The sequence below is a fragment of the Sphingobium sp. WTD-1 genome, from assembly GCF_030128825.1.
GTDB lineage: Bacteria > Pseudomonadota > Alphaproteobacteria > Sphingomonadales > Sphingomonadaceae > Sphingobium.
Map to the genome: position 1 here is coordinate 3365463 of NZ_CP119127.1, position 16106 is coordinate 3381568.

Below are 16106 nucleotides of genomic sequence, written 5' to 3' on the forward strand. Positions count from 1 at the left end.
CGGTTCATGACCATCATCGAATGGGTCGCAGCGGCGCTCGGCCTGATCAATGTCGTGCTGGTGGCGCGCCGTTCGCTGTGGAACTATCCGTTCGGCATCGCCATGGTCGCGCTCTATTTCTTCGTCTTCTTCGAGGCGAAGCTCTACAGCGACGCGCTCCTGCAAATCTTCTTCCTGATCATCAATGCCTATGGCTGGTGGAACTGGGTGCATAGCGAGAAGGTCGCCGACGGCGGCATAGCGGTCGCGCGGCTTAGCGTTCCTGCCCGCCTTGCCTGGATCGCGGGCACTGCACTCGCCAGCCTGGCCTGGGGCATGGGCATGGCCCATTACACCGATGCCGCCGCGCCCTTCGCCGACGCCATGATCGCCGGCATGAGCGTCGCCGCACAGATATTGCAGTCGCAGCGCAAGGTCGAAAGCTGGGTGCTGTGGGTGGCGGTCGATGCGCTCGCCACCGGCCTATTCTGGAGCCGTGGCCTGATCGCGACGGCGATCCTCTACGCCATCTTCTTCTTCATCGCGTTATGGGGCCTGATCGCCTGGCACCGCACGATGGATCAGGCGCCGGCATGACCCGCGGCTTCCTGCTCGGCAAGTTCATGCCGCCTCATGCCGGCCATCAGATGTTGATCGACAGCGCGCGGGCGATGGTGGACGATCTCACCATCCTGGTCTGCTGGCTGCCGGACGATCCGATCCCCGGCCCGCTGCGGCTGCAATGGATGCGCGAACTGGCGCCGGGATGCCGGGTCATCGGCCATGATGCCGTCGTGCCGCAGGCTCCTGAAGACTCCGCCGATTTCTGGCCGATCTGGCGGGCCATCGTGGCGCAGGCCCATCCCGAGCCGATCGACCTGCTGTTCGCGGGCGAAGCCTATGGGCTGCGGCTGGCACAGGAAGTGGGCGGCCGCTTCGTGCCGCTGGGTGCCCGCATATTGGGCGCGGACCGGGACGGACTGGGCGGCCTGTCCGCCAGCGCCGTGCGTGCCGATCCCTGGAGCCATTGGCGCTGGATCGCGCCGCCGGTCCGCGCCCATTTCACCCGCACGATCGTGCTTCATGGTGTCGAAAGCACCGGCAAGTCGGTGCTGGCCGAACGCCTCGCCCGGCATTTCGACACGATCTGTGTGCCCGAATATGGCCGCGCCCAGGCCGAAGTTCACAGCGTCGATATGGACGAGGCCGACCTGCTGCTGATCGGCGCGGCCCAGTCCGCGACGATCGCCGCCGGCCAGCGGCTGGCGAACCGTCGCCTGTTCGCCGACACCGACGCGCTGATGACGGCGGCCTGGGCTGAGATGATGATCGGCCATGTGCCCGACGCGCTGCTCGCCCATCCCAAGGCAGACCTCTATCTGCTGCTGGAACCCGATGTCGCCTGGATCGACGATGGCACGCGCATCTATGGCGACGATCCGGTGCGGGCGCGATTTGCCGATATCAGCCGGAACGTGCTGATCGACAACGGCGTTAACTGGGCTTCGGTCGGCGGGGATTGGGACAGCCGTTTCACCCGCGCCGTTTCCCTGATTGAAGATTTGGCGCCCCCCTGCATGACGTCAGGGTTCGACTTGGCGCAGGAAAGCGAGTAGGCAGTTCCCCATGTCCAATCCGTCCACGCCGTTGCTCGACACCGTCAAGATACCCGCCGACCTGCGCAAGCTGCAGCCCGACCAGCTCCGCCAGCTGGCCGATGAACTGCGCGCCGAAACCATCGCCGCCGTCGGCGTGACCGGCGGCCATCTGGGGTCGGGCCTGGGTGTCGTGGAACTGACCACCGCCATCCATTATGTGTTCGACACGCCCAACGACAAGCTGGTCTGGGACGTTGGCCATCAATGCTATCCGCACAAGATATTGACCGGCCGGCGCGACCGCATCCGCACCCTTCGCCAGGGCGGCGGCCTCAGCGGCTTCACCAAGCGCGCCGAGAGCGAATATGACCCGTTCGGCGCAGCGCACAGTTCGACCTCAATCAGCGCGGCGCTCGGCTTTGCCGTCGCCAACAAGATGCAGGACAAGCCCGGCAAGGGCATCGCCGTGATCGGCGATGGCGCCATGTCGGCCGGCATGGCCTATGAGGCGATGAACAATGCGCGCGAGGCGGGCAACCGTCTGGTCGTCATCCTCAACGACAATGACATGTCGATCGCCCCGCCGGTCGGTGGCTTGTCCGCCTATCTCGCCCGACTGGTGTCGAGCCGCGAGTTTCTGGGCCTGCGCGACATGGCGAAGAAGCTGGCGCGCAAGCTGCCCCGCCCACTGCACAAGGCAGCCAAGAAGACCGACGAATTCGCGCGCGGCATGGCGACCGGCGGCACCCTGTTCGAGGAACTGGGCTTCTATTATGTCGGCCCGATCGACGGCCATAATCTCGAGCATCTGATCCCGGTGCTGGAAAATGTCCGTGATGCGGCCGAAGGGCCGTGCCTGATCCATGTCGTGACCCAGAAGGGCAAGGGCTATGGCCCGGCCGAGGCAGCCGCCGACAAATATCATGGCGTGCAGAAGTTCGACGTCATCACCGGCACCCAGGCGAAGGCCCCTCCGGGTCCGCCCAGCTACACCAATGTCTTTGCCCAGGCGCTGATCGCCGAGGCAGAGCGCGATCCGCGCGTCTGCGCGATCACCGCCGCCATGCCGTCGGGCACGGGCCTCGACAAGTTCGAGCTGGCCTTCCCCGACCGCATTTTCGACGTCGGCATCGCCGAACAGCATGCGGTGACTTTCGCTGCCGGCCTCGCGGCCCAGGGGATGCGCCCCTTCTGCGCCATCTATTCGACCTTCCTGCAACGCGCCTATGACCAGGTGGTGCATGATGTCGCGATCCAGAACCTGCCGGTGCGTTTTGCCATCGACCGCGCCGGCCTGGTCGGCGCCGACGGATCGACCCATGCCGGCAGCTTCGACGTCACCTATCTCGCCAGCCTGCCCAATTTCGTGGTGATGGCCGCCGCCGACGAGGCGGAACTGACGCACATGGTCCACACCTGCGCCGTGCATGACAGCGGGCCGATCGCGGTGCGCTATCCCCGCGGCAATGGCACGGGTGTCGCCATGCCGCAGGTTCCCGAAGCGCTGGAGATCGGCAAGGGCCGCGTCGTGCGCGAAGGGCGCCAGGTCGCGATCCTGTCGCTCGGCACCCGACTGGAGGAAGCGATGAAGGCGGCCGACACGCTGGAGGCCAAGGGCCTCTCGGCCTCAGTCGTCGACCTGCGCTTCGCCAAGCCGCTGGACGAGGCGCTGATCCGCCGGATGCTGACCACCCATGAGGTGGCGGTGACGATCGAGGAAGGGTCGATCGGCGGCCTTGGCGCCCATGTCCTCACCCTGGCGAGCGACCTTGGCCTCACCGACCATGGTCTCAAGATCCGCACCATGCGCCTGCCCGACATCTTCCAGGACCAGGACAAGCCCGAACAGCAATATGCCGATGCGCGGCTGGATGCCGATGCGATCGTCGACACGGTGCTGACGGCGCTGCGCCACAACAGTGCCGGGGTGGAGGAAGCGCGGGCCTGAAGGTCCGCGCTGGACCTCCTCCCCCAACTGCCCTAGCCTGCCTTCCGCTGGACCATGTCCGGGAGAAGGCGGTTGGGCAGAGCATTGCCGGGTCGACATCATCGCTGGCTGCTGCTCCTGCCGCTGCTCGCCGCCTGTTCGCAGAAACAGGCGGTAGAACCGCCGCCGCACGCCAATGATCCCGTGCCGGCGACCAGCGCATCTTCGATCATCAGTGTCCCGGTGGAAATCGACCGCGCCCTGATTGCCCGGGCGATCGAGCGGGCCATGCCGCGACAGCTCTGGCGGATCGATCGGCCGGGCACACGCTGCGTCCAGCCCAGGCGGGTCAAATTGCTCGGCAAGCAGATCAAGGTGACGCCACCGATCGACTGCCACATCATCGGCGAAGTCACGCGCGGGCCGATCCGCCTACGCGGCAATGGGCGCGATCTGATCGCCGACATCCCGATCCATGCGCAGGTCAGCGCGCGTGACATTGCCGGGCTGCTGAAGGGCGAAACCGCAACCGGCAACGCCATGGCCCATGCCCGCATCCAGCTCTCGCTCGATACCCAATGGCGCCCCCATGGCACGCTCAAACTCAGCTATGACTGGACCCAGACGCCCGGCATCGACTTTCTGGGCCAGCGCATCACCTTCGCGGACAAGGTGGATCGCAAGATCGCGCCCGTCGTCCGCGACCTCGAACGGCAATTGCCACGGGAACTCGCCAAGGTCGACCTGCGCAGCAAGATCGAGCGGCTGTGGCGTTCGGCCTTCACCACCCTGTCGCTCAATGATCATGATCCGCCGGTATGGATGCGCGTCACGCCGCAACGCTTCCTGTTCGATGGCTATAGCAATAGCGGCGCGCATCTGCGCTTCCGGCTGGGGATCGAGGCGCTGACCGAAACCGTGGTCGGCGACCGGCCGGTCGATCCTCAGCCGACCGGACTGCCACCGCCCGCCCGCGCGCCGATCGATGACGCGCTGCATTTCTTCCTGCCGGTGCGGGCTGATTATGCGCAGCTGGAGCCGGTCATCCTGCGCGCCCTGCACAAGCGCGCCGCGCGCCCGTTCGAGCTGCCAAAGCTCGGCCCGATCATCGCGCGCTTCGACAAACTGACCGCCTATGGCACGAAGGGCAACCGCATCGCAGTGGGCGTCACGCTCGCGGCACGTCCGGCGGACAGCAAGCTGGGCGATACCCATGGCACCGTCTGGCTCACCGCCCGCCCGGTCAACCAGCCCAATTCGGCGCTGGTCCATTTCGAGGATTTGCAGGTCACCGGCGACAGCGACGGCATTGGCGGCGACATCCTGATCGCGCTGGCCGGCAGCCCGGCCTTTTCCGCCGCCATCGCCGACGCGCTCAGCCAGAATTTCACCCATGACCTGGAGGAGTTGAAGGGCAAGATCCGGCGCGCCATCGGCGACCGCAAAACCCCGCATTTCCGTATCCGCACTAATTTGGACAGCACGGAGATCGGCCAGATCAGTGCTCATGGCCAGGGTCTGTACCTGCCGGTGCGGGCAACCGGACGGGCCGAGATCCGCTACGCCGGCGGGCCATTGTAAAGCAACCATATAGTTGCATATCTCTGCCATGAGGCGCATATAGGCAATCAGGAGGTTGCCTATCATGACCGACAGCATCATCAAGACGATCGACATCGCCGCGCCGGTAGAGCGGGTATGGGACGCCCTGACCGACCATGCGCAATTCGGCACCTGGTTCCGGGTCGCGCTCGACCAGCCCTTCGCCATCGGCCAGCCCTCGACCGGGCACATGACCTACCCCGGCTATGAGGCGTATCGCTGGGAAGCACGGGTCGTGGCAATCGAGCCGATGACCCGTTTTGTCTATGAATGGCCTGCGACCGGCGGCGACAAGGCATTGATGGAAAGCGGCGTGCCGGTGCCCGAATGGACGCGGGTGGAGTTCGTGCTGGCGCCGATCGACGGCGGCACGCGCCTGACCGTCACCGAAAGCGGGTTCGACGCTGTGCCCGAACCGCGCCGTACCAATGTCATGCGCGACAATGACGGCGGCTGGGCGGAACAGGTGAAGAATATCCGCGACCATGTCACCGGCTGAGATTTTCGCCGCGCTGGGCGATCCCACGCGCCTCAGCCTTATCGCGCGGCTGGGCGACGGCAATGGGCGCTCGATCGTGCAACTGGGCGAAGGCCTGCCGATCAGCCGTCAGGCGGTGGCCAAGCATCTGGAGGTGCTGCACGGCGCCGGACTGGTGCGCAGACACAGGCAGGGGCGGGAAGTGCATTTCGCGCTGCGCCGCGAGGCGGTTGCGACGGCGCAGGACTGGCTCGGCCGGGTGGGCGCGCAATGGGATGGCACGCTCGCCCGGCTCAAGGCCTTTGCGGAAGGGGACGATCCGCCCCCTTCCCCATAGCTTATTGCTGCGGCGGGGTCGTCTGCGTGCCGGTGGCGGCGCGGGCGTCCTGGCCGTCGCCTTCGGGCGCAGCGATGATGTCGCGGGTGGTGGCGCCCTTGTCGACCACTTCGGTGCCCGGATCACCCGCCTGCGAGCGGATGCCGGCGGCGGCCGTGCCACGGCCGGCCGAATTCAGCGCCGCGCTTTCCGCTGCGCTGCGCGGGGCCGGACCGCCGAACAGCGCTTCCTGCGCGGCGCGGCTCGAATCAACCGTGGCAGCAGCCGGGGTGCCCGGCGCGGGCGGGACCAGCGCGAAATCGGGCGGTACGACCAGCGGCGCCTGGCGCGTCACCGCGAACTCGTCGGGACGGCCACGATTAAGCAGGCCGTTACCACCGCCGCCGCACGCCGACAGGGTTGCAACGAGGCCGGCGGCGAGGATCAGTTTACGCATTACTTCAAGGTCTCCGTCTTTGCGCCCTTCTCGCGCAGCAGCAGCGCCCGCGCAAGCAGGATCAGCACGCCGAACGTGATGGCCGCGTCGGCCAGGTTGAAAATCAGGAAGGGCCGCCATTCGCCGAAATGCAGATCGGCATAGTCGACGACATAGCCCAGCCGCATCCGGTCGACGATATTGCCGATCGCGCCGCCCAGCACCAGGCCGAGCGCCGCGACGTCAGACCGCGCCTTTTCGCGCCACATCCACACGCCCACGAAGCCGGCAATCAACATGGTCATGCCGACCAGCATCCACCGCATCGTGTCGTTGTCGGCATGGAAGAAGCCCATCGATACGCCGCGATTTTCCAGCCAGCGCAGGCGGAAGAAGGGCAGTATCTCGATCCCCGCATCCGCCCGGCTCTGCAGCGCGAGCGGATAGGTGACGGTATATTTGACCAGCTGGTCGAGCGCGAGGGTGACGATCGCGACCGTCAGCCCCAGCGGGCGATGGTTGACGGCGCTCATGCCTTGAGCACCTCGTCACAGCGGTGGCACAGCGTGCCGTCTTCCTCGACTTCCGGCAGCAGGCGCCAGCAGCGGCCGCACTTGTGCCACTCGCTGGGCTTGACGATGATGCCGTCGCCCACGCCCATCTCGATCCGCGCGACGATGGCGATTTCGGCGAAGTTCACACCGTCGCTCGGCAGCATTTCGCCCATGGTGACATCGGCCTCCAGGCTGGAGCGGATCACCTTTTCGCGACGGAAGGGTTCGATCGCCTCGTTGACCTGCTCGCGCTGGTCGCGCAGCTCCGCCCACTTGTCGTTCAGATGGCTGTCGATCCAGCGATGGTCGACCTCCGGCCATTCCAGGAAATGAACGCTATCCTCGTCACTTGGGAAGCGGCTCTGCCATACTTCCTCAGCGGTGAAGGGGATGATCGGCGCGACATAGCGGACCAGCGCATGGAACAGCGTATCGAGCAAGGTGCGATAGGCGCGGCGCTTGGGGTCCGACTTCGCATCGCAATAGAGGCAATCCTTGCGGATATCGAAGAAGAAGGCCGACAGATCGCTGTTCGCGAAGTCGAAGATGGCGCGGGTGTAGCGGCTGAATTCCAGCCAGTTTTCACTCTTCGCCGCCTTGTCGACCACCGCGCGCAGTTCCGCGTCGAGCTGGGCCAGCCGGTGGAGCATATAGCGCTCCAACTCCGGCATCTCGGCATAGGACACCGCCTCGCTCTCATCATAGTCGGACAGGGCGCCGAGCATGTAGCGGAAGGTGTTGCGCAGCTTGCGATAGGCGTCGGACGAACCGGCCAGCACTTCCTTGCCGATGCGGACGTCATCGAAATAATCGGTGCTGGCGACCCAGACGCGCAGGATGTCGGCACCGCTTTCGGCCATGATCTTGAGCGGATCGACGACATTGCCAAGGCTCTTGGACATTTTCTTGCCCGACCCGTCGAGCGCGAAGCCATGGGTCAGCACCGCCTTGTAGGGGGCCTGGCCGCGGGTGCCGCAGCTTTCCAGCAGCGAGGACTGGAACCAGCCGCGATGCTGGTCGGAGCCTTCGATATAGAGGTCGGCGCGCGTGCCCTCGCCATAGCGGCCCTCGACCACGAAGCTGTGGGTCGAGCCGCTGTCGAACCAGACGTCGAGAATGTCGTTCACGACCTCATAGTCATTGAGGTCATAATCGGGGCCGAGCAGCGCCTGATGATCGGCACCGAACCAGGCGTCGGCACCGGCGCCCTTGAACGCGTCGATGATGCGGGCATTGACTGCCGGATCAACAAGATAGTCGCCAGTCTTGCGATGAACATAGAGCGCGATCGGCACGCCCCAGGCGCGCTGGCGGCTGATCACCCAGTCGGGGCGGCCTTCCACCATCGAACGGATGCGGTTGGTCGAGCGCTCGGGCACCCAGCGCGTATGCTCGATCGCGTCGAGCGCGATTTCGCGCAGGGTCGGGCCGTTGCCGGTGACGATCGGGGTCGGCATCACGCCACCATCGACATCGGCCACCACGCCTTCCTGCGGCTTGTCCATCGGGATGAACCATTGCGGGGTGCAGCGGAAGATGATCTTCGCCTTGGAGCGCCAGCTATGCGGATAGCTGTGCTTGAAGTCGTCCGACGCGGCGAGCAGCGCACCCGCTTCGCGCAGGTCGGTGCAGATCGGGCCGTCCTTGCCGACGAATTTGGGGTTGATGACCGAGCCCTGCCCGCCCAGCCACAGCCAGTCGGCGCGGTATTTGCCATCGCCCTCGACCGCGAAGAGGGGGTTCAGGCCGTTCGCCTTGCACAGCGCGAAATCGTCCTCGCCATGGTCGGGCGCCATATGGACGAGGCCGGTACCCGCATCGGTCGTGACGAAATCGCCCGCGAGGAACGGACGCGGCTTGGCGAAGAAACCGCCAAGCGCGTGCATCGGGTGACGCGCGACGGCGCCGGCAAGGTCGGAACCTTTGCCAGTCCAAAGCGTCTCCCAACGCGAAATGCCAAATCGCGCCAATACGGAGTTGATCAATTCACGGCCAATCAGCAATTTCTTGCCGAAAACGTTCCCGCCCCAGTCGCCCGGTTCAGCAGCCATCGTCAAGGAACCGGCAGCATCGACACCGGCGGGATTCCCACCGAGAGCTTCAATCAAAACATACTCGACCTCCGGCCCATAGGCCAAAGCCTGGTTCACCGGGATCGTCCAGGGCGTCGTGGTCCAGATCACCGCATGCGCGCCGACCAGTTCCGGAGCATTGGGCGCTTCCACAATCTCGAACGCCACGTCGATCTGGGTCGATACGACATCCTCATATTCCACTTCCGCCTCGGCCAGCGCGGTCTTTTCGACCGGCGACCACATGACGGGCTTGGCGCCGCGATAGAGCTGGCCGCTTTCCGCGAATTTCAGCAATTCGCCCACGATCGTCGCTTCGGCGTCGAACTTCATGGTCAGATAGGGATCGGCCCAGTCGCCCATCACGCCCAGGCGCTTGAACTGCTCCTTCTGCACATCGACCCATTTGTCGGCATAGGCGCGGCATTGGGCGCGGAACTCGGACGCGGGCACCTCGTCCTTGTTCATCTTCTTCTTGCGATATTCCTCCTCGATCTTCCATTCGATCGGAAGACCGTGGCAGTCCCAGCCGGGCACATAGGGCGCATCCTTGCCGAGCAAGGACTGGCTGCGGACGATGATGTCCTTCAAGACCTTGTTCATCGCATGGCCCATATGGATGTCGCCATTGGCGTAGGGCGGGCCATCATGCAGGATGAAGCGTTCGCGGCCGGCGCGCTTCTCGCGCAGCTTGCCATAAAGGTCCATCGCCGCCCAGCGCGCGGCAATCGCCGGTTCCTTCTGCGCGAGGCCGGCCTTCATCGGAAAGTCGGTGACGGGAAGGAAGACGGTGCTTTTGTAATCGGGCTGGTCGGTCATCGAATGTCCGTGCAAGTTTATGAATCCGTTCGCCCTGAGCGAAGTCGAAGGGCCGGCCCGAGGGAAGCGAGGGCTCCAACCGGGCCTCGGCTCCGCTCGGCCGCGTGTCTCGACTTCGCTCGACACGAACGGGAAAAGTGGAAGCGTCGCCCTACGCGAGGTAAGGCGTTCCCGCAAGGATTTGCCGTGCGTCGTCGCAGTCGCGTGCGATCTGCGCGATCAGCGGGTCGAGGCCGTCATATTTCGCCTCCGGCCGGAGATAGTGGATCAACTGCACCTCGATGCTCTGGTCGTAGAGGCTTTCGGCGAAATCGAAGAAATGCGGTTCGAGCAGCAGCTTGGGCGGATCGAAGGTCGGGCGGATGCCGAGATTGGCGGCGCCGTCCAGCACCCGGCCATCGGCCAGCAGCCCGCGCACCGCATAGATGCCGAAGGCCGGGCGCAGATAGGGGCCAAGATCGATATTGGCGGTCGGGAAGCCGATGGTGCGGCCCAGCTTGTCACCATGCTGGACCATGCCCTGGATCGTGAAGGGGCGCGTCAGCAGGCGGGTGGCGGTGGCGCAATCACCGGCCTGCAATGCGGCGCGGATGCGGCTGGAGCTGATCACTCCCTCCGCGTCCATGACCGGTGCGACCGCTTCGGCCGGCAGGCCCAGTTCGCCGAAGCTGGCGATCGTGCCGCTGCGGCCCTTGCCGAAAGTAAAATCCTCGCCGGTAACGACGGCGGCGACGCCCAGTTGCTCCACCAGCAGGCGGACATAGCCGGCCGGATCGAGCGCGGCGAGTTCGCGGGTGAAGTCGAACACCAGCATCGCGTCGGCGCCGGCGGCGGCGAACAGCGCCTGGCGCTGGTCCAGCGTGGTCAGGCGGAAGGGCGCCGTATCGGGCTGGAACAGGCGCATGGGATGCGGATCGAAGGTGGCGACGATCGCCGGCCGCCCCTCCGCCCGCGCACGCGCGATCGCGCGGCCGACCACCGCCTGATGGCCGGCATGAAAGCCGTCGAAATTGCCAAGCGCCATGACGCCGCCGCGCAGATGCGCAGGGATCGGGGCATTGCTGGTAAGCCGCTCCATGGCCGGGGCTATAGGGTGACACACAGGGCGTGGCAATTGGCGATCACGTCCACACATCCCTGTCGTCATTGCGAGCGTAGCGAAGCAATCCACCGGCGCACATGGATTGCTTCGCTACGCTCGCAACGACGGAAGATTTACGGGCGACGGCCGAACGTCACGAAGCTGTAGGCCGGGCGCCCGTCCAGCGCGGGATGATCCGCGCGGGCTGTCTCTCGCCAGTCCGCCGGATCGGGATAGGCGATATGGGTGTCACCTTCGGCATCGACATGCACCTCGGTCAGTTCGATCCGGTCCGCATGATCGAGGAACAGGCGATAGATTTCCGCGCCGCCGATCACCATCAGCACCGGCGCGTCGGCCAGCGCGATCGCGACGTCGACATCATGGGCGACCTCCGCCCCCTCGCCCGTCCAGTCGCGATCGCGGGTCAGCACGATGTGACGACGGCCGGGCAGCAGGCCGGGCAGGCTGTCGAACGTCTTGCGCCCCATCAGCATCGGATGGCCGGCGGTCAGCGCCTTGAAATGTTTGAGGTCAGCCGGCAGCCGCCAGGGCAGGTCGCCATCCCGGCCGATCACGCCATTGTCGGCACGGGCCAGGATCAGGACGATGTCGGGTCGGCTCATCCGTCAACACTCCCGTCATTCCCGCGAAGGCGGGAATCCACCTCACAAGCTTGCGAATGAACATCGCTCAGGAGATGGATCCCCGCCTTCGCGGGGATGACGGCGAAAAGAAAGCAAGCGGCCTTCACAGGCTGAGCCGCGTCACATGCCCCATCTTGCGGCCCGGACGCGCCTCATGCTTGCCATAGAGGTGGAGATGATTTTCCGGGTCGGACAGGATCGCCAGCCATTCCGCCGCATCGTCGCCGATCAGGTTGCGCATCTCGACCTGCCGGGCGGCCAGGCCGGTGTCGCCGAGCGGCAGGCCACAGATCGCGCGGACATGGTTCTCGAACTGGCTGGTGAGCGCCCCCTCGGTCGTCCAGTGGCCACTATTATGGACGCGCGGCGCCATTTCGTTGAACACCGGGCCGTCGGCGCTGGCGAAAAATTCCAGCGTCAGCACGCCGACATAGTCGAGCGCGTCAGCGACCTGCTTGGCGAGCGCGCGGGCGGCAGGCAACTGCCCCTCGATCAGCGATCCGGCCGGCACGGTCGAAGTGGCGAGGATGCCGTCGACATGGACGTTGGCGGCCGAATCCCAGAAGCGCACCGCGCCGTCGGCACCACGCACCAGGATCACCGAATATTCCTGATCGAAGGTCACGAAGCCTTCGAGGATCGCGGGCTGGCGCTGAATCGCATTCCAGGCGCCGACCGCGTCGCCCGGCTCGTTGATCCGGGCCTGCCCCTTGCCGTCATAGCCCATGCGGTTGGTCTTGAGGATGGCGCGGCTGCCGATCGTCTCGATCGCGGTTTCCAGGTCGTCCAGGCTGTCGACCGGCGCGAACGGCGCGGTCAGGCCGCCCAGATCGGCGACGAAGCGCTTTTCGGCCAGACGATCCTGCGCGATGCGCAGCGCCCCGGCGCCGGGGCGGACCAGCCCATGGCTTGCGAGCACCTCGACCGCCGACGGATCGATATTCTCGAACTCATAGGTGACGACGTCCACGCCCTCGGCAAAGGCGGCGAGCGCGGTGGCATCCTCATAGGCGCCCTGGGTCCAGCTGGGCGAGACATCGGCGGCGGGACCGCTGTCCTCTGGCGCGTAGATATGGGTGCGATAGCCAAGCTGGGCCGCGGCCATGGCGATCATCCGGCCAAGCTGGCCGCCGCCAAGGATGCCGATGGTGGCGCCGGGGGCAATGGTCGTCATGATCGGGATCAGTCCTCGACGGTTTCGGCGACGGCGTCGGTCTGGCGTGCGCGCCAGGCGTCCAGCCGCTCAGCCAGCGCATCGTCATGCGTCGCCAGGATCGACGCAGCGAGCAGGCCGGCGTTGATCGCGCCGGGCTTGCCGATGGCCAGCGTGCCGACCGGGATGCCGCCGGGCATCTGGACGATGGAGAGCAGCGAATCCATGCCCTTCAATGCCTTGGACTCCACCGGAACGCCCAGCACCGGCAGGCGGGTCATCGATGCGGCCATGCCGGGCAGATGGGCGGCACCACCGGCGCCGGCGATGATGACCTTGAGGCCGCGGCCAGCAGCGCTGGTGGCATAATCATAGAGGCGTTGCGGGGTGCGATGGGCGGACACGACCTTGCACTCATGGGCGACGCCCAGCGCTTCCAGCGTCTCGGCGGCATGACGCATCGTCTCCCAGTCGGAGCGCGAGCCCATGATGATGCCGACTTCCACTGCCCCGCTCATAATTTGCTTCCCCTGATGGGGCGGCCCACCGGCCTGCCCGGAAAGCAAAGCCCCTTAGCGGCCGGGCCGCCAAGGGGCAATTGTTATGGACATTAAAATTCCGTTGGGGCTGAGCGAAGTCGAAGCCCGGCACTGAACGAAGTGAAGTGGCTTCACCAAGCTCAGCCAGTCCTTCGACTTCGCTCAGGACGAACGGCGCCCTTAGCGTTCCGACAGATAATAGCGATCGGTCGCGGTCAGATCGTCGGCCAATTCATAGACGATCGGCTGGCCGGTCGGGATTTCCAGTTCGGTGATCTCGTCATCGGGGATGTTCGACAGATGCTTGACCAGCGCGCGCAGCGAATTGCCATGGGCGGAGATCAGCACCCGCTTGCCGGCGCGCAGTTCCGGGGCGATGCGGCCTTCCCAATAGGGCAGCACGCGGGCGATCGTGTCCTTCAGGCTCTCGGTCGAAGGGATGGCGATGCCGTCATAGCGACGGTCCTTCGACAGGTCGAACTCGCTGCCCGCTTCCAGCACCGGCGGCGGGATGTCGAAGCTGCGGCGCCAGATCTTGACCTGATCGTCGCCATGCTTGGCCGCGGTCTCGGCCTTGTTGAGGCCGGTGAGGCCGCCATAATGACGCTCGTTCAGGCGCCAGTCCTTCTCGACCGGCAGCCACAGCCGGGTCATTTCCTCCAGCGCCAGATTGAGCGTCTTGATCGCGCGGGTCTGGAGCGAGGTGAAGCACTGGTCGAAATCCAGCCCCTTTTCCTTCATCAGCCGGCCGGCGGCGCGCGCCTCTTCCGCGCCTTTTTCCGTTACGTCGACATCCCACCAGCCGGTGAAGCGGTTTTCCAGGTTCCAGGTCGACTGACCATGGCGGATGAGGACGAGCGTGGGCATCGGGCGTGTCTCCTGCACGATTGGGGCGAAAGATGCGCCTGCCATAGCGGGCAAAATTATAGGCGCAAGCTTGTCGCGGGTCAGGACAAGCCCACATTGCAGTCAAACCGGCGATGCGATAGCTCGGGACGACCAACGGAAAAGGAACGGCGATTTGGCATTTGTGAAGGGCGCGTGGCGCATCCTGGTCGCGATCAAGGACGGACTGGTGCTCCTGTTCCTCCTGCTCTTCTTCGGGCTGCTCTATGCCGCCCTGTCCTTCTCGCCCAAGCCGGCCAAGCCGATCGGCAGCGGCGCGCTGCTGCTGGACCTTGACGGCAGCATCGTCGAGCAGCCAGCCGAGGTCAGCGCCACCGCCATCCTGTCGGGCTCGGGCGATCAGGCGAAGGAATATCGCCTGTCCGACATATTGACCGCGCTCGACGCCGCCCGCACCGATGACAAGGTGAAGGCGGTCGTGCTGGACCTCGACGATTTCACCGGCGGCGGCCAGGTCGCGATCGCCCGCGTCGGCAAGGCGCTGGACGCGGTGCGCGCCGCCAAGAAGCCGGTCTTCGCCTTTGCCACCCTCTATAGCGACGACAGTTACCAGCTCGCCGCCCATGCCAGCGAAGCCTGGGTCGACCCGATGGGCGGCGTCGCCATCGCCGGGCGCGGCGGCTCCGGCCTCTATTATAAGGGGCTGATCGACAAGCTGGGCGTCAACACCCATGTCTATCGCGTCGGCACCTACAAGAGCTTCGTCGAACCCTATATCCGCGCCGACCAGTCGCCCGCCGCCAAGCAGGCCAATCAGGAACTGGCCGGCGCGCTGTGGCAGAACTGGCAGGACGACGTGACCAAGGCGCGGCCCAAGGCGAAGGTCGCGGCCTATGCCGCCGATCCCGCCGCCGCCGCCAGCGCTGCCGGCGGCGACATGGCCAAGGCTGCGCTGACCGCCGGGCTGGTCGACCATCTGGGCGATCAGGACGCCTTCGAAGAGCGCGTCGCTAAGGTCGCGGGCGATCCGTCGGACAAGGACGAGACCGATTATGCCGCGATCGACTATGCCGCCTATGTGAAGACCAGGAAGCCCGCCAATGACGGGCAGATCGGCGTCCTCACCGTGGCCGGCGACATTGTCGATGGCGAGGCTGGTCCCGGCACGGCGGCGGGCGACACGATTTCCGACCTGTTGCTCAAGGCGCTGGACGAGAAGGACTTGAAGGCGCTGGTCGTGCGCGTCGATTCGCCGGGCGGATCGGTGCAGGCGTCGGAGAAGATCCGCCGCGCCATCATGGAGGCCAAGTCCGGCGGCCTGCCGATCGTCGTGTCGATGGGCAATGTCGCGGCAAGCGGCGGCTATTGGGTCTCGACCCCGGCCGACATCGTCTTTGCCGAACCCGACACCATCACCGGGTCGATCGGCGTGTTCGGCATCATCCCGAGCTTCGAGGGCACGCTGGCCAAGATGGGCATCACCACCGACGGCGTGCGCACCACGCCTTTGTCCGGCCAGCCCGATATCGCCGGCGGCACCACGCCGCAATTCGACCAGATCATGCAGATGGGGGTCGAGGATATCTATCGCCGCTTCGTCGGCCTGGTTGCGCAGGCCCGGCACAAGACGCCGGCGCAGATCGACACCATCGCCCAGGGCCGCGTCTGGGACGGCGGCACCGCCCGCCAGATCGGCCTGGTCGACCGGTTCGGCGACCTCAACGACGCGATTGCCGAAGCCGCGCGCCGCGCCAAGATCGATCCGGCCAAGGCCAAGCCCTACTGGATCGAGAAGCAGCCGGACAAGTTCGCCGAGTTCATCCAGTCGATCGCCGACCGCGAGAAGGATGATGCCGGCGCGCCGCGCGACCTGATCGGCCGCGAGGCGAAACTGCAGCAGCGCTGGGCGCTGCAGGCGGTAGCTGATGTGCGCGGACTGGTCAGCGGCGCGGGCGTGCGCGCCGACTGCCTGGAATGCCGCGGCTATGGCGCGCCCAGGCCCGCAAGCCAGGCGGATGCGCGCGGATGGCTGGCGTTACTGGGGACGGCCTGGCACTGA

General features: G+C 65.8%; 15 protein-coding genes. 7 read left to right on the forward strand and 8 right to left on the reverse strand.

Features of this window, described 5'->3' with window-relative positions; translation table 11 throughout:
* The first annotated feature begins 6 nt into the window (after nt 1-6).
* From pnuC to N6H05_RS16715, 6 genes are all read left to right on the forward strand, one after another.
* The gene (pnuC, locus tag N6H05_RS16690) at nt 7-576 is read left to right on the forward strand and encodes a nicotinamide riboside transporter PnuC (RefSeq protein WP_284110671.1); all 570 of its coding nucleotides are present in this window, start codon (nt 7-9) and stop codon (nt 574-576) included.
* Entirely contained in the window at nt 573-1595 is a 1023-nt protein-coding gene (locus N6H05_RS16695) for an AAA family ATPase (protein WP_284110672.1), read from the forward strand. The genes pnuC and N6H05_RS16695 overlap by 4 nt, the downstream gene beginning before the upstream one ends.
* A gap of 10 nt (nt 1596-1605) precedes the next feature.
* Nucleotides 1606-3525, forward strand: a complete 1920-nt coding sequence (gene dxs, locus N6H05_RS16700) for a 1-deoxy-D-xylulose-5-phosphate synthase (protein WP_284110673.1) — start codon at nt 1606-1608, stop codon at nt 3523-3525.
* Nucleotides 3526-3597: 72 nt separating this feature from the next.
* Complete coding sequence (locus N6H05_RS16705) at nt 3598-5085, forward strand: DUF4403 family protein (RefSeq protein WP_284110674.1); 1488 nt, start codon at nt 3598-3600, stop codon at nt 5083-5085.
* A gap of 64 nt (nt 5086-5149) precedes the next feature.
* Nucleotides 5150-5605 carry an SRPBCC family protein gene (locus tag N6H05_RS16710; RefSeq protein ID WP_284110675.1) on the forward strand — a complete coding sequence of 152 codons (456 nt, stop codon included), beginning with the start codon at nt 5150-5152 and terminating at the stop codon, nt 5603-5605.
* Nucleotides 5592-5921 (forward strand): ArsR/SmtB family transcription factor, encoded by a 330-nt coding sequence (locus N6H05_RS16715; protein ID WP_284110676.1) that lies wholly within the window; start codon nt 5592-5594, stop codon nt 5919-5921. Before N6H05_RS16710 ends, N6H05_RS16715 begins: the two co-directional genes overlap by 14 nt.
* 1 nt (nt 5922) lies before the next feature.
* Here the strand turns inward: N6H05_RS16715 and N6H05_RS16720 are convergent, their stop codons facing one another.
* The 8 genes from N6H05_RS16720 to gpmA form a co-directional block, all read right to left on the reverse strand.
* Nucleotides 5923-6357, reverse strand: a complete 435-nt coding sequence (locus tag N6H05_RS16720; protein WP_284110677.1) for a DUF3035 domain-containing protein — start codon at nt 6355-6357, stop codon at nt 5923-5925.
* Nucleotides 6357-6869 (reverse strand): signal peptidase II, encoded by a 513-nt coding sequence (gene lspA / locus N6H05_RS16725; protein ID WP_284110678.1) that lies wholly within the window; start codon nt 6867-6869, stop codon nt 6357-6359. The genes N6H05_RS16720 and lspA overlap by 1 nt, the downstream gene beginning before the upstream one ends.
* A complete protein-coding gene (gene ileS, locus N6H05_RS16730) occupies nt 6866-9781 on the reverse strand; it encodes an isoleucine--tRNA ligase (protein WP_284110680.1) in 2916 nt (971 codons plus the stop codon). Before ileS ends, lspA begins: the two co-directional genes overlap by 4 nt.
* 151 nt (nt 9782-9932) lie before the next feature.
* A complete protein-coding gene (locus N6H05_RS16735; RefSeq protein ID WP_284110681.1) occupies nt 9933-10859 on the reverse strand; it encodes a bifunctional riboflavin kinase/FAD synthetase in 927 nt (308 codons plus the stop codon).
* 137 nt (nt 10860-10996) lie between these two features.
* The gene (locus N6H05_RS16740; protein ID WP_284110683.1) at nt 10997-11488 is read right to left on the reverse strand and encodes a dihydrofolate reductase; all 492 of its coding nucleotides are present in this window, start codon (nt 11486-11488) and stop codon (nt 10997-10999) included.
* A 124-nt stretch (nt 11489-11612) separates the two neighbouring features.
* Nucleotides 11613-12683, reverse strand: a complete 1071-nt coding sequence (locus N6H05_RS16745) for a 5-(carboxyamino)imidazole ribonucleotide synthase (protein ID WP_284110684.1) — start codon at nt 12681-12683, stop codon at nt 11613-11615.
* Nucleotides 12684-12691: 8 nt separating this feature from the next.
* Nucleotides 12692-13180: a 5-(carboxyamino)imidazole ribonucleotide mutase gene (purE, locus tag N6H05_RS16750; RefSeq protein ID WP_026108770.1), complete on the reverse strand. Its 489-nt coding sequence runs from the start codon at nt 13178-13180 to the stop codon at nt 12692-12694.
* Nucleotides 13181-13381: 201 nt separating this feature from the next.
* Nucleotides 13382-14068 (reverse strand): 2,3-diphosphoglycerate-dependent phosphoglycerate mutase, encoded by a 687-nt coding sequence (gene gpmA, locus N6H05_RS16755; RefSeq protein ID WP_004212364.1) that lies wholly within the window; start codon nt 14066-14068, stop codon nt 13382-13384.
* A 154-nt stretch (nt 14069-14222) separates the two neighbouring features.
* Between gpmA and sppA the strand changes: the two genes are divergently transcribed.
* Nucleotides 14223-16106 carry a signal peptide peptidase SppA gene (gene sppA, locus N6H05_RS16760; protein WP_284110685.1) on the forward strand — a complete coding sequence of 628 codons (1884 nt, stop codon included), beginning with the start codon at nt 14223-14225 and terminating at the stop codon, nt 16104-16106.

Coding starts and splice junctions, on each gene's coding strand:
- purE (WP_026108770.1), bottom strand. CDS start 13,180: ATGAGCGGGGCAGTGGAAGTCGGCATCATCATGGGCTCGCGCTCCGAC.
- pnuC (WP_284110671.1), top strand. CDS start 7: ATGACCATCATCGAATGGGTCGCAGCGGCGCTCGGCCTGATCAATGTC.
- N6H05_RS16720 (WP_284110677.1), bottom strand. CDS start 6,357: ATGCGTAAACTGATCCTCGCCGCCGGCCTCGTTGCAACCCTGTCGGCG.
- N6H05_RS16735 (WP_284110681.1), bottom strand. CDS start 10,859: ATGGAGCGGCTTACCAGCAATGCCCCGATCCCTGCGCATCTGCGCGGC.
- N6H05_RS16695 (WP_284110672.1), top strand. CDS start 573: ATGACCCGCGGCTTCCTGCTCGGCAAGTTCATGCCGCCTCATGCCGGC.
- gpmA (WP_004212364.1), bottom strand. CDS start 14,068: ATGCCCACGCTCGTCCTCATCCGCCATGGTCAGTCGACCTGGAACCTG.
- lspA (WP_284110678.1), bottom strand. CDS start 6,869: ATGAGCGCCGTCAACCATCGCCCGCTGGGGCTGACGGTCGCGATCGTC.
- N6H05_RS16715 (WP_284110676.1), top strand. CDS start 5,592: ATGTCACCGGCTGAGATTTTCGCCGCGCTGGGCGATCCCACGCGCCTC.
- N6H05_RS16740 (WP_284110683.1), bottom strand. CDS start 11,488: ATGAGCCGACCCGACATCGTCCTGATCCTGGCCCGTGCCGACAATGGC.
- ileS (WP_284110680.1), bottom strand. CDS start 9,781: ATGACCGACCAGCCCGATTACAAAAGCACCGTCTTCCTTCCCGTCACC.
- dxs (WP_284110673.1), top strand. CDS start 1,606: ATGTCCAATCCGTCCACGCCGTTGCTCGACACCGTCAAGATACCCGCC.
- N6H05_RS16710 (WP_284110675.1), top strand. CDS start 5,150: ATGACCGACAGCATCATCAAGACGATCGACATCGCCGCGCCGGTAGAG.
- N6H05_RS16745 (WP_284110684.1), bottom strand. CDS start 12,683: ATGACGACCATTGCCCCCGGCGCCACCATCGGCATCCTTGGCGGCGGC.